The sequence below is a fragment of the bacterium genome (assembly GCA_041648665.1).
GTDB lineage: Bacteria > UBA10199 > UBA10199 > 2-02-FULL-44-16 > JAAZCA01 > JAFGMW01.
Genome location: JBAZOP010000002.1, coordinates 32,313 through 49,592, shown reverse-complemented (window position 1 = coordinate 49,592; position 17,280 = coordinate 32,313). Strand labels below are relative to the sequence as shown.

General features: G+C 66.3%; 29 protein-coding genes. All 29 read left to right on the top strand.

All coding sequences use genetic code 11. From position 1 onward, the window contains the following. The first annotated feature begins 3 nt into the window (after positions 1-3). A complete protein-coding gene (locus WC683_01295) occupies positions 4-447 on the top strand; it encodes an HD domain-containing protein (GenBank protein MFA4971216.1) in 444 nt (147 codons plus the stop codon). Further along, positions 444-683 carry an SEC-C metal-binding domain-containing protein gene (locus WC683_01290; protein ID MFA4971215.1) on the top strand — a complete coding sequence of 80 codons (240 nt, stop codon included), beginning with the start codon at positions 444-446 and terminating at the stop codon, positions 681-683. Before WC683_01295 ends, WC683_01290 begins: the two co-directional genes overlap by 4 nt. Further along, positions 683-898, top strand: coding sequence for a hypothetical protein (locus WC683_01285; GenBank protein ID MFA4971214.1), 216 nt, complete (start codon positions 683-685; stop codon positions 896-898). The genes WC683_01290 and WC683_01285 overlap by 1 nt, the downstream gene beginning before the upstream one ends. A gap of 43 nt (positions 899-941) precedes the next feature. Then, positions 942-1,259, top strand: a complete 318-nt coding sequence (locus tag WC683_01280; protein ID MFA4971213.1) for a KTSC domain-containing protein — start codon at positions 942-944, stop codon at positions 1,257-1,259. A gap of 59 nt (positions 1,260-1,318) precedes the next feature. Then, positions 1,319-1,525 (top strand): hypothetical protein, encoded by a 207-nt coding sequence (locus WC683_01275; GenBank protein ID MFA4971212.1) that lies wholly within the window; start codon positions 1,319-1,321, stop codon positions 1,523-1,525. 2 nt (positions 1,526-1,527) lie between these two features. After that, complete coding sequence (locus WC683_01270) at positions 1,528-1,740, top strand: hypothetical protein (GenBank protein ID MFA4971211.1); 213 nt, start codon at positions 1,528-1,530, stop codon at positions 1,738-1,740. Further along, entirely contained in the window at positions 1,733-2,056 is a 324-nt protein-coding gene (locus WC683_01265) for a co-chaperone GroES (protein ID MFA4971210.1), read from the top strand. Before WC683_01270 ends, WC683_01265 begins: the two co-directional genes overlap by 8 nt. Before the next feature lie 68 nt (positions 2,057-2,124). After that, the gene (locus WC683_01260; GenBank protein ID MFA4971209.1) at positions 2,125-2,379 is read left to right on the top strand and encodes a hypothetical protein; all 255 of its coding nucleotides are present in this window, start codon (positions 2,125-2,127) and stop codon (positions 2,377-2,379) included. Continuing rightward, positions 2,379-2,567: a hypothetical protein gene (locus WC683_01255; GenBank protein ID MFA4971208.1), complete on the top strand. Its 189-nt coding sequence runs from the start codon at positions 2,379-2,381 to the stop codon at positions 2,565-2,567. The genes WC683_01260 and WC683_01255 overlap by 1 nt, the downstream gene beginning before the upstream one ends. Further along, the gene (locus WC683_01250; GenBank protein ID MFA4971207.1) at positions 2,564-3,373 is read left to right on the top strand and encodes a hypothetical protein; all 810 of its coding nucleotides are present in this window, start codon (positions 2,564-2,566) and stop codon (positions 3,371-3,373) included. Before WC683_01255 ends, WC683_01250 begins: the two co-directional genes overlap by 4 nt. Before the next feature lie 77 nt (positions 3,374-3,450). Next, a complete protein-coding gene (locus WC683_01245; GenBank protein MFA4971206.1) occupies positions 3,451-3,840 on the top strand; it encodes a hypothetical protein in 390 nt (129 codons plus the stop codon). Next, the gene (locus WC683_01240) at positions 3,773-4,276 is read left to right on the top strand and encodes a hypothetical protein (protein ID MFA4971205.1); all 504 of its coding nucleotides are present in this window, start codon (positions 3,773-3,775) and stop codon (positions 4,274-4,276) included. The genes WC683_01245 and WC683_01240 overlap by 68 nt, the downstream gene beginning before the upstream one ends. Positions 4,277-4,330: 54 nt before the next feature. Beyond that, positions 4,331-5,371, top strand: coding sequence for a hypothetical protein (locus WC683_01235; GenBank protein MFA4971204.1), 1,041 nt, complete (start codon positions 4,331-4,333; stop codon positions 5,369-5,371). 240 nt (positions 5,372-5,611) lie between these two features. Then, positions 5,612-6,172, top strand: a complete 561-nt coding sequence (locus tag WC683_01230; GenBank protein MFA4971203.1) for a hypothetical protein — start codon at positions 5,612-5,614, stop codon at positions 6,170-6,172. Between the two features lie 12 nt (positions 6,173-6,184). After that, the gene (locus tag WC683_01225) at positions 6,185-6,862 is read left to right on the top strand and encodes a hypothetical protein (GenBank protein ID MFA4971202.1); all 678 of its coding nucleotides are present in this window, start codon (positions 6,185-6,187) and stop codon (positions 6,860-6,862) included. 11 nt (positions 6,863-6,873) lie between these two features. After that, a complete protein-coding gene (locus WC683_01220) occupies positions 6,874-7,179 on the top strand; it encodes a hypothetical protein (protein MFA4971201.1) in 306 nt (101 codons plus the stop codon). A gap of 5 nt (positions 7,180-7,184) precedes the next feature. Then, positions 7,185-8,237, top strand: coding sequence for a hypothetical protein (locus WC683_01215; GenBank protein MFA4971200.1), 1,053 nt, complete (start codon positions 7,185-7,187; stop codon positions 8,235-8,237). Between the two features lie 6 nt (positions 8,238-8,243). After that, entirely contained in the window at positions 8,244-8,843 is a 600-nt protein-coding gene (locus WC683_01210) for a hypothetical protein (GenBank protein ID MFA4971199.1), read from the top strand. Between the two features lie 96 nt (positions 8,844-8,939). Further along, complete coding sequence (locus WC683_01205; GenBank protein MFA4971198.1) at positions 8,940-10,058, top strand: hypothetical protein; 1,119 nt, start codon at positions 8,940-8,942, stop codon at positions 10,056-10,058. A 126-nt stretch (positions 10,059-10,184) separates the two neighbouring features. Next, the gene (locus WC683_01200; GenBank protein ID MFA4971197.1) at positions 10,185-10,475 is read left to right on the top strand and encodes a hypothetical protein; all 291 of its coding nucleotides are present in this window, start codon (positions 10,185-10,187) and stop codon (positions 10,473-10,475) included. 10 nt (positions 10,476-10,485) lie between these two features. After that, on the top strand, positions 10,486-10,821 hold the full coding sequence (locus tag WC683_01195) for a KH domain-containing protein (GenBank protein ID MFA4971196.1): 336 nt from the start codon (positions 10,486-10,488) through the stop codon (positions 10,819-10,821). A 32-nt stretch (positions 10,822-10,853) separates the two neighbouring features. Continuing rightward, positions 10,854-11,270, top strand: a complete 417-nt coding sequence (locus tag WC683_01190; GenBank protein ID MFA4971195.1) for a hypothetical protein — start codon at positions 10,854-10,856, stop codon at positions 11,268-11,270. Between the two features lies 1 nt (position 11,271). Continuing rightward, entirely contained in the window at positions 11,272-11,502 is a 231-nt protein-coding gene (locus WC683_01185) for a hypothetical protein (GenBank protein MFA4971194.1), read from the top strand. A gap of 196 nt (positions 11,503-11,698) precedes the next feature. After that, a complete protein-coding gene (locus WC683_01180; GenBank protein ID MFA4971193.1) occupies positions 11,699-12,070 on the top strand; it encodes a hypothetical protein in 372 nt (123 codons plus the stop codon). Positions 12,071-12,074: 4 nt separating this feature from the next. After that, on the top strand, positions 12,075-12,719 hold the full coding sequence (locus WC683_01175) for an ATP-binding protein (protein MFA4971192.1): 645 nt from the start codon (positions 12,075-12,077) through the stop codon (positions 12,717-12,719). A 20-nt stretch (positions 12,720-12,739) separates the two neighbouring features. Further along, a complete protein-coding gene (locus tag WC683_01170) occupies positions 12,740-14,074 on the top strand; it encodes a replicative DNA helicase (protein ID MFA4971191.1) in 1,335 nt (444 codons plus the stop codon). Positions 14,075-14,155: 81 nt separating this feature from the next. Then, on the top strand, positions 14,156-15,115 hold the full coding sequence (locus WC683_01165; protein ID MFA4971190.1) for a hypothetical protein: 960 nt from the start codon (positions 14,156-14,158) through the stop codon (positions 15,113-15,115). A 3-nt stretch (positions 15,116-15,118) separates the two neighbouring features. Next, entirely contained in the window at positions 15,119-16,657 is a 1,539-nt protein-coding gene (locus tag WC683_01160; GenBank protein ID MFA4971189.1) for a DEAD/DEAH box helicase family protein, read from the top strand. 62 nt (positions 16,658-16,719) lie between these two features. Then, positions 16,720-17,262 carry a MerR family transcriptional regulator gene (locus tag WC683_01155; protein ID MFA4971188.1) on the top strand — a complete coding sequence of 181 codons (543 nt, stop codon included), beginning with the start codon at positions 16,720-16,722 and terminating at the stop codon, positions 17,260-17,262. The last annotated feature ends 18 nt before the right edge of the window (positions 17,263-17,280 follow it).

Genomic DNA, 17,280 nt, shown 5'->3' with positions numbered 1-17,280 from the left:
GTTGTGACGCAGATCGAGCGGGCAATCCGGTTTGCCACGTGGAAGCACGCGGGGCAGGTGGACAAGGTCGGGAAGCCGTACATCCTGCACCCGCTGCGGGTCATGGCCCGCGTCTACCCGGCCGGGGAGGCGGCGATGTGCGCGGCGGTGCTCCACGACGTGGTGGAGGACTGCGGCGTGACGCGCGCGCAGCTGGAGGCGCGCTTTTCGGAAGAGGTGGTCGAGGCGGTGATGTTGCTGTCTCGGCCTGCCGCTGGAACTCCGGATCGGCCGACGCATGCGGACTACGTGCGAGCAATTGCGCAGAGCGGATCGTGGATCGCAGTGTGCGTGAAGCGAGCCGACTTAGAGGATAACCTCATGCGGACGCATGAGCTGCCTCCTGAACAGCGTGGTATCTCGAAGCGTTACCATCAAGGGATGCGGATCCTGGATGGGCGCGAATGAAGATCGGTCGCAACGACCAATGTCCATGCGGATCCGGCAGGAAGTACAAGGTGTGCTGCCTGCGCCGCTGGTACCATTTCGATCCGGTCATGACGTGCCACGTCTGCGGCGAGCCCAGGCCGCTGGCGGAGCTGCAGTTCTTCCACGGCCTGGAGATCCGTGGCGCGCTCTCCCGCGCGTGTGTGGCGTGCGTGGAGGAGGCCGCCAGGGACGAGGCCGCGGGGAGGGACCCTTGATGGACGCGATGCTGGGCCTGCTCCGCGCGCTGCCGCTGCGCGGCGTGCCCCCCACAGGGACGCGGTCGCTGCCCGACGATCGGCTCGTGCGCGACGAGGATGGCGTGTTCCGCGCGGCCTCGGCTGTCCACGCGATCCTGCTGGTGGACCACGAGGACCGCGAGGTCCCCTGGAATGATCCCCGTGACACGTCCGAGGAGGATGCGCTAAGGTAAGATCGTGTTCCGTCCACCCCCAGACCCCGATGGGATGCCAGCGATGGTTCGAGTTGAGAGCAGCACGATCCATGAGATCGGGTACGCGGACGAGGCGCGGATGCTGTTCGTGCGGTTCCGCGCGCGCGGGCCCGGGCGCAAGGCGCACCCGGGGTGGCTCTACCGCTACGTCAAGGTGCCCCGCACGGTGTGGACGCGCATGCAGCGCGCGTCCAGCCACGGGCAGTACCTGGCCGACCACGTGAAGGGGAAGTACGGGTACGCCATGTGGACGGGTCACGCGTGGCGCCCCGAGGCCGTCCTGAAGGTCATGGCGGCGCAGGCCAAGCGCAAGCGCGCCAAGGAGCGCCAATCTCGTTGACAAACCGATGTGCGATGGGCTAAGGTGCGAACACGTGTTCGCGAAAGGATAGAGATCACATGCTGATCTACATCGTGACAACGCAGGCGCGGGAGGAGCAACCCACCGGGCCGGCCATCGGATTCCGGGTTCGTTGTTGGGGATCCTATACAGATGTGGCGCGGGCGCAGCAGATGGCGACCAAGTACGGTGGGCACGTGTCCACCGTGGTGGTCGATCAGGAGCAGGAGGTCACGCTGGAGACCTGGCTGCTCGGGGAAGCGTAGCAGTGGCGCGCGCGGTGGGGCTGCTGGAGGCGTTCCAGCTTGCCGAGGAGGTGGGCGCGCGGGCACTGACCTTCGATGAGGTGCTCTGGATGGCCGATGCCAAGAAGCGGAAGGGGTGCGCGCTGCAACCGCGGCAGCTGACGCGCCCCGAGATCGAACGAGCGATGCAACTGGGCCGCAAGTGCCTGGACTACAAGGAGCGAAAAAATGGATGACAACGTTGCCAAGGCGGTGATGATGCAAGGGGACTACATCCTGATCCAGCGCGACAAGCCGGCGGAGCGCCGGACCCCCGGGGGGGTCGTGCTGCCCGCCAAGGCGCAACAGCCGCTGTCGTGGGCGCAGGTGCTGGCGGTCGGGCCCCAGGCCGGCGCGGTGCAGGTCCAGGATCGCGTACTTCTGGGCCAGTTCGCTGGGAGCGACGTGGATATCGGCGATCATCGGTACACCGTGATCCGCACCGAGGACGTCTTCGCAATTGCCCCCCGCGATGGATCCTCCGTTTCCCCCGCTGGTCCGATTTGCGGTTGACAAACGCATAACAACGGGTTAAGCTATCCTCACGATGGCAGGGCGATGATGCCCGCGCGGAGGATGGGATGGGCCCGTACCGTACGATCGTAGAGCATGAGTTGCGGCAGGTGCGCCAGCGCGCGCTCCAACTGGAGGATGCTCGGCCCCTGGATGCTGTGGACCGGGGGCGGATGCTGGCGGCGGAGGCGCAGGGGCAGGTTCTGGAGCGGATCCTGCGCGCGTTCGACGATGCTGAGGCCGCGGCGCTCGATGAGATGTACGCGGATCACCTTCATCGCGCCAAAGAGCGCCTTAGAATGGCGCGCTTGGGAGGATCGTGATGGCATTGCGGTTGCCCTTCGACGACCAGCTGGATCGGGCCCGGGCGCGCCTGTGCCGTCTAAGCGTCGCCTTTGTGGTCGCCCTGGTGGTGGTCGGCGTCGTTATGCGCTGCGCTGAGGGGAACGCGGTGATACAATGCGGGGAACCGGACGTGCAGTCCGTCCAAGTGCAAGGAGGCAAACGATGAAACGCTCATGGATATTTCTGGTGCTGCTGGCCGCCTGTGGCGATCCCGGTGGATACGATCCGTTCGATGAGGACACATCTTCTGGAGATGCGGACACAGATGCAGACGGGGACGCGGACACCGACTCCGACACCGACGCGGACACCGACGCGGACTCGGACGCAGACGCCGACGGCGATGCGGATGCGGATGCCGACAGCGACACGGACTATGCTGGCCCGTGCGAGCCGACCTACGGCTGCGTGACGGCGGCCAAGTGCGCCTGGTGGGAGGGATGGGAGCTGCCGAGTGCGACCGGCTGCGCTTCAGGCTACATCTGCTGCGCGGGCATGCCGCACCCCATGTGCTCGCACACCTGCCTGCCCTACGACGACTGCGAGGCGGGCACGATGGTCGCAGGGATCTGCCCGGACGATGACGGTTCGGTCTGTTGCGATCCCGCCAGCACCGATGCGGACACCGATGCCGACGCGGACAGCGATGCGGATACCGACGCGGACACGGACGCGGATACCGATCCCTGCCAGGAGTTGTGCTACTCTGAGTGGCTCTGTGGGATAGTGGACGGCACGGTCGTGGCGGGTTTCTGCCAGTACGATTTCGTCTGCTGCGACCTCCCCGACGACACGGACCCGCCGGACCCGGAGCCCTGCCCGGTGGCAGACCCGCATTACGGGTGCATGTTCCCCAATGTTTGCACTGGTGGAACCTTTCCCATCGGGCAGATAGACACCGATTATCACTGTGACAACTACCAGGATGGGTTGGTGTGTTGCCATTGCTATGATTCGAGCGGTACCTGCTAATTTTGTTGACAAACCGCAAGGTTAATGGTAGTATTGCATCACGATCTCCAACTGGTTACGAGGTGTAAGGTGCGAAGGTGCCACCGAAGTTGATCGAGGTGCAGGCGTGTCCTGCGGTACGTCGCCGGTTGTCCTTTCAGGTTCCGTCGGTGTCCGCTCCAGGGACGGAGTACGAGGTGGAGGCGCTCATCGTGCAAGGGCAGGTACGCTGCTCGTGCCCGGGCTTCCGGTTCCGCGGCACCTGCTCACATACCAAGCTGTCCGAGGAGCGCTGCGGGTGGCAGGCGGGGGTGCCGGGGGCAGAAGATCAGACCCCGGAGCAGCGGCAAGCGGGCGTGTGCCCGCGCTGTGGATCGCAGACGATCCTGGTGGTGGTGCGCGATCATCCGGAGGAGGACGATGACAGCGAGGCCGCGCTGCTGGCGCGGGGGGTGTTCGTGCCACCGCCGCCGCCAGATGGGCGCTAACTGCTCGCGCGATGCGGGCAAGGAGAGAAAGATGCGGAAGCCGTCGGTGACTGGGTACGGGGGAAAGTACGACAAGTTCTATGAGGACGAACACGGCGTCACCCTGGTGGAGTGGCAGCCCGGGGATGGCACGCGCTACGTGCTGGTCGCGACGCCCATCCGATCGCAGATCGCCGCGGAGGCGCTGGGGTGCGCGGTCGGGGACCTGCTGGTGTCAGTGTCCGCGCACGAGGGCCTGATCGCGCTGACGCTGAGCGATGGCGCGCTCCACCACTACTCCTACCTGGCGGGGAAGCTCGCTGCGTTTGGCGTGGAGAGCGAGGGGCGCGTGGGGCCGCTGGTGGCGCTCCTGAACCTCGTGCTGGGCGACGAGGAGTACGGCCGGGAGGTTTGGCAGCAGTTGCAAGATCGGCGGGGGGCGCTTCGCGCGGTCTGAGCGGTTGCTGCGCGGCAGGTTGTGGTATAGTCGGCCGCGAAGGAGGTGTACGAGATGCGAGTACCGATCTTACTCTTGGCGCTGACGCTGGCTGCCATGCTAGCGGGCGCCGTGACGGTTCACGGAGAGGTGGTCAACACGGAGCAGGAGCTGACGGTCCCGGATCCGGACGCGCACCTGAAGGACCAGATCGCGCGCTTGACGGTTCCGGTGCCCGAGGTGGCGGTGGACATGGATCACCTGTGGGCTGCGAGCACCGCGGAGCGCCCGCTGGTGGAGCGGCTGACGATCGGCGTGCTGCGGTCCCGGGTGCACCCCGAGAGCAAGCAGGTGCGCTGGGAGCGCTGTGGCGAGGAGGTGGCCGAGGACGATCTGGTGTTCGAGGCGGCGCTCTGGGCGGCGCACTTCCTGGCTGCGCTGGAGGAGGTGGAGCGGCAGACCGGCGTGGCGCTGAACCCGTGGGGAGCCTTCGCCACGATGGCCAACGAGTCCGGCATGAACGAGTGCGCCCTCTGCTTCGCGGCGCGGAAGTGGGCGGCGACCCACGTCGGCAAGGTCCTGATCACGGAGACGTGGCGCGGCCGCACGGCGACCCGCAAGGTCGAGAAGAAGGTCGTGGACAAGTTCCGGCTCACCTACGACCGCGACACGGTTTGGGGTATCGTCACCCACCCGGACTTCGCCAAGGGCAAGGTCCAGGTGAAGATGAAGAGCGGCAAGGTTGTGACGATGCACATGGGGAACAAGTTCGACGGTGGTCCCTGGCAGATGCGCTACTCCATGAAGCACCTGACGCGGGAGCAGTTCGACCAGCTGACGTCGATCGTGCCGGGATTGTACATCGGGGCCGAGGAGATGGCCCGGCGTGCGCTGTTCTACTCGTCCCGCTACCGCGTGCGGGATCCGCACCCGCGCCCATGGATGCTGTGGCCCGGGGCGGACCCATTCGCCGAGCGGAACCTCTGGTACAACAGCAAGATCACGACGGTGGCGCGCTGGCTCGGGGCGACGCGCGAGGAGATGCCGCTGTGGATCCCGGTGGTCACGGAGGGCCGCAAGCGGACGTACCGCATGGAGGGGGTGCGCGTGCGGTGAAATAGGTTTATGGGGGCCCTTCGGTCGAGGTGAGCGTCCCCCCCGCCCGCCTCCCGAGGGGCCCCCGCTTTTTCCCTGGCGGAGGAGGGCTGCATGGGAGCGACAGCACAGGTACAGGCGCTGTTGACCTGGGCGGATCGGCACTGGAACGACCGGCTGCTTCCCTGGCGCAGCCCCGAGGAGCCACTGGATCGGCGCGCCCTGGTGGAGGGCCTGCTCGCGCAGACCCGAGCGGACGCGGTGGCCCGGGCCTACTTCGACGTGTTCGCGGGCGTCACGAGCTACCTGGACTGGCTGTCGCTGTCCGAGCCGGATCGGTTGGCGCGCGTGGCCCCACTGGGCCTGGGGGCCATGAAGCTGCGTACGGTGAACGGCCTCGCGGAGGTGCTCCACTACGTGGCGCTGGGGGAGTTGTCGCGGGCGCAGCTCCCGGCCTACCTGGCGAATCAGAACGGCGTTGGCCCCTACACGGCGGCCATGGTGGCCGCGTTGCACGGCTTCGCTGCGGTGCCGGTGGATACCAATGTGGACCGGGTGGGGCGCCGTGTTGCGCCCGAGGTGACGCCCGCTATCTGGATCGGCGAGGTGCTGGAGGCCGCGGCGCAGGCTGGGGACGGGGATGGCCCCCCAGATGGTAACGGGCCGATCTTCACGGCGCCCTACATGGCCATCAGCATGGTCCTGGACGTGGGCGCGGGGCCGTGCGCAGCGGGGCAGTACCCCGAGTGCGAGCGGTGCCCGCTGATGGGAGAGTGCTGGTACGCCCAGCACGGGAAGGTGCAGCGGCTGCTGCCGCTGTGAGGAAGGATCAGGATGCGCGATCAGCGAAGCGCGATCGATGCGGCCCTGGTATTGGATGGTCTCCCGGGCTTCAATGTGAAGCTGGAGATTGGCGTCCAGGACGTGTACGCCAAGGTGGCCTTCTACGGGGAGCGGCTGGTTCACCTGGATGTGACGGTGTCGGCCCAGGGGGGGCAGGACGAGATCATGACGACGGCGCGTGATGCTACCAACGCCGCAACGAAGACGGACGATGCCAGGGCCATGGTCGAGATGCTCTGCCGACAGGCCAACACGTTGCTCCAGAGCGGGGCCTGGGACGAGGAGGCGCTGATCGAGGCATGGCTCGGCACGCGGTTCGAGCCGGACGGCTGGTGCACGTTCCCCGCCTACGGACAGGAGCGTCGAACCCTCCATGTCTCGTCGCCACTGGATGCCGTGGCCAAGCTCATCCAGGTGCGCCTGGCGGGGTGGCGCCGGATCGTGCAGATGCGCACACGTGTGCGCGGGAAGGTGACCAATGACGTGGTGGATGCTGGCGGGGACCGCGGTGGCGGCGCTGATGATCGGCGTCCTGATCGGGCGCTTGTGGCGGACGCTGACGATCCGCCGGTGGCAGCGGAACGCGGCGGAGATGGCGTGGATGAACGACCAGTTGATGGATCGGCTGGAGGCGCTGGAGCAGGAGCGCCAGAAGGAGCAGTGAGATGAACGTGGACAAGGTGACTGGGGACACGGTGCTGCAACTGCCGGTGCGGCTGGTGCGGGAGATCGCCAACATCCCGGAGCGGACGCCCGAGGTGCGCGACGCGATGGAGTTCACGGACCCGCTGTTGCAGGCGGCCATGCCGTGGGCCGTGCTGTACCGCCACGAGGCGATGGAGCAGCTCCAGGTGGCGGGGTTCGAGACCAAGGATGCGCTGGGAGAGAAGGTGGCCGAGCTGTATCGCCACGCCGAGATCGTGGCTGTCCTGCGCGAGGGGCGCCCCCGCAAGTTCGACATGCGCGTGAAGGCGCGGATCGGGTGAGCGATATGGCCAGCAAGCAGCACAACGGGAAGAACGTCGTCCGCTTCGATCGCAACCGCGCGGCCAGCACGCAGTGGGTGCCGCTGCAGCGCATGCCAGTCGATCCGGAGGGGGCGGCCCAGGGAGTGGTGGCCGCGTTCGCAAACCACAAGTACGCCGTCTACGTGAAGCAGACGACCAGCTCGGGCTTCGTGATGATGGGGCCGGATGGGCGCCCGTCAGCTGCGCCTGTGATGCACATGATCATCGTGCGTCGAGATGGGAGGCCGCCCGAGTGGAAGCATCTCCAGCGGATCAAGAACGAGATCGCTGGGCCGACCGCGGAGGCGTGCGAGATCTTCCCATCAGAGGATCGGCGCGTGGACGCCCCCCAGACGCACCTCTGGTGCTTGCCGCCCGGCATGCGGATCCCGCTGGGGCTGGAGCCCAAGGGCGCCGAGCCGCACCCGGACGACGAGATCGTGCCCGGCGTGGTGCGCCGATCCGACCTCCAGTTCTACGTGGTGGAGACGCCGCAGGGAGAGGGCGCGGCGCCCATCGTGGAGGTCTTCGCGGACGAGCGCGATGCCCAGGCGAGCTACGAGGCGGCCGGCACGGAGTTCCCCACCACGGGGGGGCTGCGTATGTTCGGCGAGGTGCCCGTCGAGGAGGAGGGGGCGGCCTGGAGCGTCAACGCCATCGCCCGTCGCGACGAGGTGCGTGAGCGCCTCAACGTGGCGGCCCAGGCGGACCTGGAGCGCCGCCAGGCCATGGTCGAGGCGATCCAGCTCCCGGATGGGCCGTCCGGACTGGAGGAGGAGCTGGAGGCCGCTGGCATGTGGGACGGCCCGTTGGACGAGGGGCCCCCGAGCGTCCTGGAGGGGGAGATGCTGGCGGAGGCGATGGAGGCTGGGATGCAGCGCATGGAGGCCGATCGGGCGGCTGCGGCCGCCGAGGCTGCTGTCTCGCCCACGCCCGAGGAGGCCGAGGCGGAGGAGGCGGCGACCGCGGACCTGCGTGCGATGCGCGATCAGCTTGTGCGCACCGGGCGCCTCGACGGCGGATCGAAGCCGAACTGAACTTCCGTGTACGATCGGCGGCACATCCAGCCGGAGATCTACTACGCGCGGAGCGCGGATGGTCTCTGGGTGCGTGCGGTCCGCACGTCGGAGGCTGTCCGGTTGGAGTGGCAGCAGCGCACCGAGCAGGCCCCCGGCGGCATGATTCGCACCTTGGACGTCAACGGGGCCGTGGTCGCGGAGGGACCCCTCCACCGGCATCGGTGGGCGCCCACGTGGGCGCTCGCTGGCAGCATCCCGCTGGGGGATACTCTGGTGGCCTGGTGTGGCGTGCGCAACTACGATGCCTGCGCGTACGGCATCCAGCGGCATGCGGCTGGGCTGCTGGCCTACGGCTACGGGGATACCCCCGAGGATGTCGCGGATTGGTTTGCTGATCCTGCAGATCTGGATTGGGCGATCGATGGGGTGCGATACCGCATCGATCGGAGCTTCCCGCCGCTGGATGGACTAGTCGGATCGATCGGTGTTCTCGACGCATCGGGGCAGCACCCCGTGTTGAACCTCCGTGTGATAGACCGCATCTATCCGATTTCCCTGGAGGATTCATCTTCCCAGTGTGCCCTGCTGTGCGCTGCACTTTTATCGCCAACCGCTGTCGATTAGCAGTTGACAAACGCAGTCGAAGGTGTTAATCTATCCCTGTACGCTGGCGCTGGGTCAGGATTACCCTGGGCGGTTTGCTGGCGAAAGGAGGATCCCATGTACGAGTTTCAGGCTCCCGAGGAGAAGGTGGCCCAGGTCCGGGCCAAGTACGAGGCGCTCATCAACCGGGGCCGCGAGGAGGCGGTGAACACCCTCACGCGGATCGAGGCGGAGCGGCCGCAGGACTTCCTGGTGCCGACCGACGCCTTCCGGTTTCGGGCGAACGCCCACAACAAGCTGGAGGTGGCCCTCGGCCGCAACGGCGACACCCGGGTGCTGGCGGTGCACCCTCACGCCCTGGACCAGGGGGTGAGCAAGACCAACATCATGGGGCAGACCACGGCGCGGCGTCTGCTCGATCAGGAGCAGCCCTGGTCGACCGATCTGCTGGCGGATGCCCTCAACCGCATCTACACGAACATCGACCGCGAGCGCCTGCTCTTCCGCGCGGTGGGTGACCAGGTGCGCGGCATCCTCTCGGACCGCTACCGCTGCCTGGACAGCGGCCCCATCTTCGAGCACTTCGTCCGGGCGATGCAGGGCTTCGGCGCGGTGCCCACCGACGGGCACGTGTACGACACGAAGGTCACGCTGACCATGACGCTCCCCACGATCTTCGACCCGGTTCCGACCGATCCCCGCGGCCTCTGCGTGGTGGGCGCCACCCTCAAGAACAGTGACTTCGGTGCTGGCGCCCTCGACCTGCGCCTCTTCGTCCTGCGCGTCTGGTGCCTCAACGGGGCCATGCGGCAGGACGCCTTCCGGCAGGTGCACCTCGGTCGGCGTCTCGACGAGGACTTCGCTTTCTCGGATGAGACCCGCCGACTGGACACGCAGGCCAGCATCTCGGCCATGGGCGACGTCATCGGCGCGCTGATGCGGCCCGAGCGGATCAACGAGGAGATGGCCCTCCTGCGGCGCGCGTCGGAGACCGAGATCGACGTCGCCGCCCTCTTCCAGCAGCTGCGCAAGGTTGGCAGCGTGTCCAAGTCGGAGGAGAAGGCGCTGGTGGGCGTCTTCAACACCCCGGACGTCGAGATGCTGCCCCCCGGCAACACCCTCTGGCGCGCCTCCAACGCGATCAGCCTCTTCGCGCAGGACCAGGAGGTCAGCGCGGACCGCGCCCTGGAGCTGCAGATCCTCGCCGGCTCGGTGCTCGACCGCGCGGCCGCCTAGGCTCCCCTCCCCTTCCTCGCGCACACGTGTTCGCTCCTTTTACCTAGCAACTCCGTTTGACAACACCTCTCGAACGATGCTAGAACAGCGGTTGAACGGTGAGGTGTTGCGGTGGCCATCGACGAGATGCTGCGGGACTTGCGGAGCGTGAAGTTGCGGCCGGCTGATCGGGCGCGCGTCGATGCGGTGCGATCCCAGTTCCAGAGCGCAGGCACTCTGGCGACCTCCGATTACCGGTGGCTGCACGCGCTGTGTCGCCGCTATAGCGCCCAGCTGGGCGAGCTGCGCGCCTCCCGGGAGCGGGCGACCCGGAGCAACGCGCTGCGGCGCATGGGCATCACGAGGGCGGAGGCGGATCGGCGAATGGCTGCGCGGGACGCGGCGGAGCAGGCGGCGTTGAACGATCTTGGATTCTGAGGAGGCCGAGGTGGACGAGAACCCAAGGGAGCCAGAGGTTGAGGTGGCCATGCGGGAGATCCTGCTGGTCGTGCGGACATTCGTAAACAAACCGGATGAGGTGCGCGTGGTGATTCGATCCGGAGAGACGAGCGTGATTGCGGAGCTGTTCACGCACCCCGCGGATATCCCGCTGGTGATCGGCCGCAACGGACACGTCGTGGGCTCGATCCGCTCGCTGCTGTCTGCGGTTGCTGGCAAATACCACGTTGACTTCCACTTCACGTATGTCACCGAGATGATGAACCGTCGCCGCGAGCGTGAAAAGCGCAGGGCTATTGCGCACCCCGTCGAATCTGTGTCTTGACAAACGGCTACTTTCTGGTAAAATAAGCGCCGATGCTTGATCGGCCACCAGAGGGCAGGACGACGTTGTACGTGGCTGGCCCCCCTGTGGGCGTCCTGGTCTGGGAGCCGGGGAACGGCGCGCGCTACGTGCTCCAGGCAACGCGTCTCGGCACTGTGGCTGAGCACCTGGGCGGCGACGTGCTGGCGTCCTTCTCCTCGATGGAGGATCACACGTTCGTCGGCGCGGTCGTCAGCCCGTTCATGACGGGCCACTGGAATGTTTCGTACGTCCGCAAGACGTGGCAGCGTTGCTACGCGATCGGCGATCACCAGGAGCACATGGCGATGTTGCTCAACTGGGGGCTCGGGGGCGAGTTCGCGTGGCGGTACGCGGCTGAGCTGTGGCGCCGGGTGTACGGCGAGGGAGGGGGGCAGGTGATCGACCTTGCTGTTGTGCGTCGGGGATAGGGTGCGCACCCCCGATGGCGAGGGGTACGTGGAGGAGGTCACGCGATGGCGCGATCGGATCCTGGAGATGGGCGATGTCGAGGCGCGGGAGTTCTCAGACCAGTGCCGCATGACCCACGGGATCGACTTCAAGACCGCCTGGGGGTTTGTCGTCGTGCGCGTGGGCGCGCGAGTTCGACGTTACCCGCTGGGGCAGGTCACGGTTGTGGAGAGCCGCGATGACGTCCGGTAGGGAGAGCTTGTTGGCCCTTCGCGCGCGAGTTCAGTCGGCCAAGGCGCGCACCGAACGATCGCGGGATGAAGTCGCAAAAAAGCGGAGCAAGCGGCCTCCGCGGCAACCTGTTTCCGAAGAGCAACCGGACCGTGCTGAGACTCCCTCGTTTGTAAAACAGTTGACAAACCAAGCGCCTCCTGTGACAATAGGGAAGGTGCGGGACTGGTTCCGCCGTGAACTGCGCCTGCTATACGGCGATGAGCTGGTCCTCCCGCCCGAGGAGGAGTGGTGGACGGTTTGGCAAAAGAGGCTGGTGCGGAAGTTGCTGAACGCCTATGGGCCGACGCTGGTGGAGAAGGCCATCGTGCACTACTGCGCGACGTGGCCGCAGCGCGTGGCAGCCTCTGGCGGCCGCCTGGGAGGGATCCCAGGGATCGGGTTGCTGTGGAAGATCCGCACGGACGTCTTCGCGGAGGTGCAGGGGATGGCTGACGTTCCCAAGCCACCGCGCAAGCGCGCCCGGCGCGGGAAGGACACGGACGAGTATCGGCCCCCGTCTAAGCCGATGGACGTGGGCTGGGAGTAGTTGTATGGAAGGGGCTACTGTCACCTACTGGCGTAAGTTGACCGAGGAGGACCTGCGGCGCATGCGGGTCCCGCGTAGGTATTGGTCTGTCCGTGGCGATGAGATTTCTGACGAGGCGGGCCGGGCTGGTGGCATCAGCGCGCGCGCTGCCGTGCGCAGCTACATGGGGCAGTTGCCGGAGATGCGCCGGCGTGGCGTGGGCCTCGTGCTCTGGGGGACGAACGGCACGGGCAAGACCAGCATCGCCGTGTTTATCGCGATGGAGTTTCGGCGCCGCGGGAACCCGGTGCTCTACGCCGAGGCCGCGGACCTGAAGCGGCTGATCGTCGAGCGCGAGATGTTCGACGAGGACCAGACCTTCTGGGATCGCGCCCTCAACGTGGACGTGCTCGTGCTTGACGATCTCGGCAAGGGGACGCAGGACTCGACCGGGTTTGGCGCGCGGATCATCGACGAGCTGATCCGGCATCGGAACGCGAACAGGCTCGTGACGATCATCACGACCAACATGAGCCCCGATCAGATGGCTGAGGAGCTGAAGGTCTCGTCGATGGCATCGCTCAAGGAGCACGCGATGCCGGTGCACGTGTGTGGGATCGATCGCCGGGATGCGGTCGCGCGCGAATTGCAAGCTACCCTGCGCGAATAGCAGGAAGGTGAGGGGTGCCCATGGCAGGATCTGCGGAGAGGGTTCCGCCTTTTGACGCTGCTGCGGAGCGCGCCGTGATCGGATCCATCCTGCTGAACGGAGCGTTGCTGCCATCGGTGATGGCCATCCTCAGTGCTGGGGATTTCTACTCCGAGACGAACAGGATCGTGTTTCAGGCCATCTGCACACTGCACGCGCGCGGGATGGGCATCGACCACGTGACCCTTGGCACAGAGCTGGAAACCTTGGGGAGCCTTGATCACATTGGTGGTGCGGTTGCTCTGGATGGATACACCGATGGTGTCGCTGCGCCATCCAACGTGGAGCACTACGCCGCGATCGTGCGCGAGAAGGCGGCCGTGCGGAGAATCATCTACGCGGCCCAGAAGCTGGTGGCGGAGGGGTTTGCGGACACCCACGCGGAGCTGCTGTCTGGGACCTTCACGGGGCTCCAGGACGCCGTCCTGGAGTTGACGCGCACGCGCATGCCCGCGAGCTTGCTGGCGATGGGCGATCGCGTGCTGGAGACCTACGACCGGGTGGCGCACGGCTACCGGGGGGTGCCGCTGCCGTGGCCTACGCTGAGCGCCATGACGTCTGGGTTGTGGCCGAAGACCATGACCATGTTCGTGGCCCGCCCCGGAGTTGGCAAGACGCTACTTGCCGTGCTGGCTGCGCGGCATGCGTGGATGGAGGGATATCGCGTCCTGATCGTGTCGCCCGAGATGGGCAAGGAAGAGATCGCGGAGCGGTTTTTCGCGGTGCACTCTCCTGTCAGCTATATGCACCTCGTGCGCGGGACGATCGGCGAGTACGAGATGCCGCGCCTCCAGCAGGCGGTGGACGCGTGCAGGGTGCAGGAGGGGCTATGGATCATGGACTCCGACGACGATCTTACCCCGCGGGGGATCGAGGCCGCGATCCGAGCCTGCCAGCCGACGCTGATTGCCATCGACTCTCTGTACGACTTGCGCATCAAGGGCGAGCGCCGGGACAAGCTGCTGGTGGCCCTGGAGTGGTTCAAGGGAGCGGTGAAGCGGTTCGACATGGCCGGCATCGGGTTCGTGCAGCTCAACCGCGCGGCGGAGCTGTCCGAGAAGAAGGGGGGGGGCGTGCGGCTGGGGACGATCGCGCTTGCCGACGAGATCGGACAGGACTCGCACGCGGTGTTCGCGTTGGAGCAGGACAAGGACATGCGGGATGACCGCTGGCTGCGCATCAAGCCGCTCAAGCTACGGCGTGGCCAGGGCGTGGGCAATGGAGTGAGGGTGCACTGGGATTTCGATCAGATGTTGTTCGATGAGATCCCGGAGGATCCTGATGGAGGATTCAACGACGAAGGAGTTCCGTTCTGAGATTGGTTGACGTGAGTCAACCGTTGGTATGCGACCTCGGTGAGAGGTCTTAACCGTGCTCGGAGAGCACAGGAGGAAGCCATGCCAGGAGTTGGAGATCACACGAAGAGCAGCTATGGTCACGATGGATGGGATCCACCTGCGGACTACGGGAAGTACCGCGATGGCGAGGATGGTGGCGGCGGAGGAGGATCTAATCGAGACGCCATCTACCGCTTCAAGGTGCCCCCGCCGAAAAAGAACCCCATCAAGGTTGGCGAGGCGGCGCGCAAGCGCGTCCTGATCATCGGTGTGCCGTTCTACCTGTGGGAGCACGACACGTACGGCATGCCGCGCGTGCCGCGCGGTGTGTTCCAGGCTATCTGCCTGCGGGAGAACCGCATCGCGGATATCTGCCCGCCGTGCCAGGCGAAGTTCGGGGCCAGCTACGCCGCATACTTCACGGTCATCGAACTTGGATACGTGGTGTACCAGGATGGCACTCCAATGCTCTACCCGGAGCCATGGGTGGACCGGAAGGGTGAGCAGCGCGAGTCTCAGTTCCAGAAGCGCCTCATGGTGGCCAAGCGCGGTGGCAAGGACAACCCCGGAAAACTGGCATACTTCGAGGATCAGCGCAGCCGTCGTGGCGACCTCACAGGATGCGTTTACGACACCCTACGTGGTGGTGGCAAGGAGCCAGCGATCGGAAACACCTGGGAGTTTGTGGAGCGCGCTGGCAGCGGCACGATCCCAGAGATGCGGGAATATCTCCTGCGGCTTGGAGCTGACCCGAAGTACGTGGAGCGTGAGGACCTGTTCCAGCGCTACACGATCCGGGACCTGGAGAAGACCTGCTTGTTCGATGCCGACGAGATGGCGCGCTGGGTCGACGTCGGTGCTATGGCGCAGGATTCCGGGCGCAGTGGCCGCCAGGTGAGCGGCAGTGGCGCGCCCGATGTCGGTCGTCCTGCTGGTGGGCGCGTGGAGGGTGCTGGGTACAGCGATGACGGTGCTCCGCCGGACGACAAGGACTTCCGCGGCGGCCCCGGCACCTGGTAGCGGATGCAGGTCGAGATCGGCGGATACGCCTGGCTGGACCGGGCGGCGCTCCTACCTCGGCAGGTGGCCAACCTCGTGGACCGCCTGACGATCCAACCGCGCCTTGTGACGGATATCCCCGGGGCCGAGCCGCCGGCCCCCATCGCGCTCTACGCGCTGGACGAGGCGCGCAACCTGCTGGGCGTGCCCCGGGGCTTCTACCGCACGATGCGCACGGGGGCTCATGAGGAGGTGCTCCGGGTGGGCTACGGGGCGCCGATGCGGCCCCTGGAGACCACCGCGCGGTTCGAGGGGCCCTACGCGGAGCAGGCGCAGGCCGTGGAGGTGCTCCTGCGGGCGCTCTGCGGGGAGGATGGCCAGCAGCCCTGGGGAGGCGCGCTGCTGCAAGCCCAGCCGGCGTTCGGGAAGACGGCCACCGCCATCGAGGTTGCGCGGATCATAGGTCGGCGCGCGCTCATCCTAGTGCACCAGGAGTTCCTGCTGCACCAGTGGGTGGACCGGATCGGGAAGTTCCTGCCCGATGCGGTGGTCGGCATCATCCAGCAGGACCGCTGCGAGCATCAGGTGACCCGGGATGGGCGCGCGCCAGACTTTGTGATCGCGCTGCTCCAGTCGCTGGCGCGGGACACGGGCGGCCGCTACCCGCAGGATCTGTACGGACCTGATACGTTCGGTCTAGTAGCCAGTGACGAAACGCATCGCATCGGCGCTGCATCGTGGTGCAGCATCATCCCAAAGTTTGCCGCGGCCTACCGGATCGGGTTGACGGCGACGCCAAGGCGCAAGGACGGCGCGGATGATGTCTTCTTCTACCACATCGCGCCTGTGACGTACGCGGCGCGCACACAGACGGTCCGACCTCGGGTGCGCCGCATCTATACTGGGACTACCCTGACGGACATCAAGCGTGGCAGCTACGAGGTCAAGGTGGACAAGCTCAACAGCGCCCAGATCGTCAACCAGCTGTGCCAGGATCGCGATCGTACGCGGTCCATCGTGGACGACCTTGTGCAGGCGGTGCGGGCCGAGCGGAAGATCCTGGTGGTGAGCGCACGTCTGGAGCACCTGCAGGAGATGGCGGAGGATCTCGTGCGCATCATGAAAAACGTGTCGCTTCCGTTCCCTGTGGTCACCGGCTTCTACACCGGGCAGTGGTTCACGGGAGAGCGGTGGGAGACCACCACGCGCGCGCACCGACGAGGGGACCCCAAGCTGGCGCCACGGACGCTGGCCGACCTGGAGCAGGCAGAGCGTGCAAACGTGATCTTTGCCACGCAGCAGCTCGTGATGGAGGGCCTCGATATTCCGGCATTAGATGTACTAGTGATGGCTACTCCGATCAGCGACGTGGAGCAAGTGGTTGGGAGACTGCGGCGCGTGTGCGTGCCATCGGATCGGTGCGAGCACTGGTGCCCCTGGCGCGCTGGGAGGTGCCAGGGCAAGCCGACGCCGCTGGTTGTGGACGTTGTGGACGAGCGCATCCCGCGCATGCGGGGCATGGCAGCGCGCCGAGATCGCTACTACGGGACCCTGGGATGCTGATCGATGTTTACAAACCGATTCAGATCGTATATTGGTAGTGGTGGGAGGCGTTTGTAAGCGACATGATCACATCTAGGAAAAAGAAGCGGAAGCGCATGAGCAAGGAGGAGCGAGACCGCAGCCAGTATCAGCGAGACTACTATGAGAGCCACCGCGATGCTCTTTCGGAGCGTCGCCAGGAGCGCTATCGTGGTGATCCTGCCTACCGTGATGAGGCCATCCGGCGCGCGCGCGACTACCGCGCTCGCAAGCGCCAGGAGCGCGAACGGTTGCGGGAGCAGGGTCTGCTGCCCCCCCCCAGGACATCTGGTCCTCGGACGCCACTGCGCGTGCTCGTGAACGGAGAGCAGACCGTGGCGTACACGGTGGGCCGTGTGGCCCAAGACCTGGGGCGCAGCAAGAACACGCTCAACTACTGGACGCGCATTGGCCTTCTCCCTCCAACACCGTACAGATCTCCCCGTGGAGATCGCCTCTACACCGAGGCGATGGTCTTGGTCCTGCGCTTTGCGCTTGGTCGCCGACCTCGCGTTTCGGCGCGCGATCGCGAGTTTACCGAGGAAGTGCGGCGAGGGTGGGAGGGGCTGGGCATCGCAGGCTGTTGACAAACCGATCTGAATATG

Bases quoted from the DNA above. Each gene is read 5' to 3' on its own strand.
- WC683_01290 (MFA4971215.1), top strand. From the start codon at position 444: ATGAAGATCGGTCGCAACGACCAATGTCCATGCGGATCCGGCAGGAAG.
- WC683_01285 (MFA4971214.1), top strand. From the start codon at position 683: ATGGACGCGATGCTGGGCCTGCTCCGCGCGCTGCCGCTGCGCGGCGTG.
- WC683_01280 (MFA4971213.1), top strand. From the start codon at position 942: ATGGTTCGAGTTGAGAGCAGCACGATCCATGAGATCGGGTACGCGGAC.
- WC683_01275 (MFA4971212.1), top strand. From the start codon at position 1,319: ATGCTGATCTACATCGTGACAACGCAGGCGCGGGAGGAGCAACCCACC.
- WC683_01265 (MFA4971210.1), top strand. From the start codon at position 1,733: ATGGATGACAACGTTGCCAAGGCGGTGATGATGCAAGGGGACTACATC.
- WC683_01260 (MFA4971209.1), top strand. From the start codon at position 2,125: ATGGGCCCGTACCGTACGATCGTAGAGCATGAGTTGCGGCAGGTGCGC.
- WC683_01255 (MFA4971208.1), top strand. From the start codon at position 2,379: ATGGCATTGCGGTTGCCCTTCGACGACCAGCTGGATCGGGCCCGGGCG.
- WC683_01250 (MFA4971207.1), top strand. From the start codon at position 2,564: ATGAAACGCTCATGGATATTTCTGGTGCTGCTGGCCGCCTGTGGCGAT.
- WC683_01240 (MFA4971205.1), top strand. From the start codon at position 3,773: ATGACAGCGAGGCCGCGCTGCTGGCGCGGGGGGTGTTCGTGCCACCGC.
- WC683_01235 (MFA4971204.1), top strand. From the start codon at position 4,331: ATGCGAGTACCGATCTTACTCTTGGCGCTGACGCTGGCTGCCATGCTA.
- WC683_01225 (MFA4971202.1), top strand. From the start codon at position 6,185: ATGCGCGATCAGCGAAGCGCGATCGATGCGGCCCTGGTATTGGATGGT.
- WC683_01215 (MFA4971200.1), top strand. From the start codon at position 7,185: ATGGCCAGCAAGCAGCACAACGGGAAGAACGTCGTCCGCTTCGATCGC.
- WC683_01205 (MFA4971198.1), top strand. From the start codon at position 8,940: ATGTACGAGTTTCAGGCTCCCGAGGAGAAGGTGGCCCAGGTCCGGGCC.
- WC683_01200 (MFA4971197.1), top strand. From the start codon at position 10,185: ATGCTGCGGGACTTGCGGAGCGTGAAGTTGCGGCCGGCTGATCGGGCG.
- WC683_01190 (MFA4971195.1), top strand. From the start codon at position 10,854: ATGCTTGATCGGCCACCAGAGGGCAGGACGACGTTGTACGTGGCTGGC.
- WC683_01175 (MFA4971192.1), top strand. From the start codon at position 12,075: ATGGAAGGGGCTACTGTCACCTACTGGCGTAAGTTGACCGAGGAGGAC.
- WC683_01170 (MFA4971191.1), top strand. From the start codon at position 12,740: ATGGCAGGATCTGCGGAGAGGGTTCCGCCTTTTGACGCTGCTGCGGAG.
- WC683_01165 (MFA4971190.1), top strand. From the start codon at position 14,156: ATGCCAGGAGTTGGAGATCACACGAAGAGCAGCTATGGTCACGATGGA.
- WC683_01160 (MFA4971189.1), top strand. From the start codon at position 15,119: ATGCAGGTCGAGATCGGCGGATACGCCTGGCTGGACCGGGCGGCGCTC.
- WC683_01155 (MFA4971188.1), top strand. From the start codon at position 16,720: ATGATCACATCTAGGAAAAAGAAGCGGAAGCGCATGAGCAAGGAGGAG.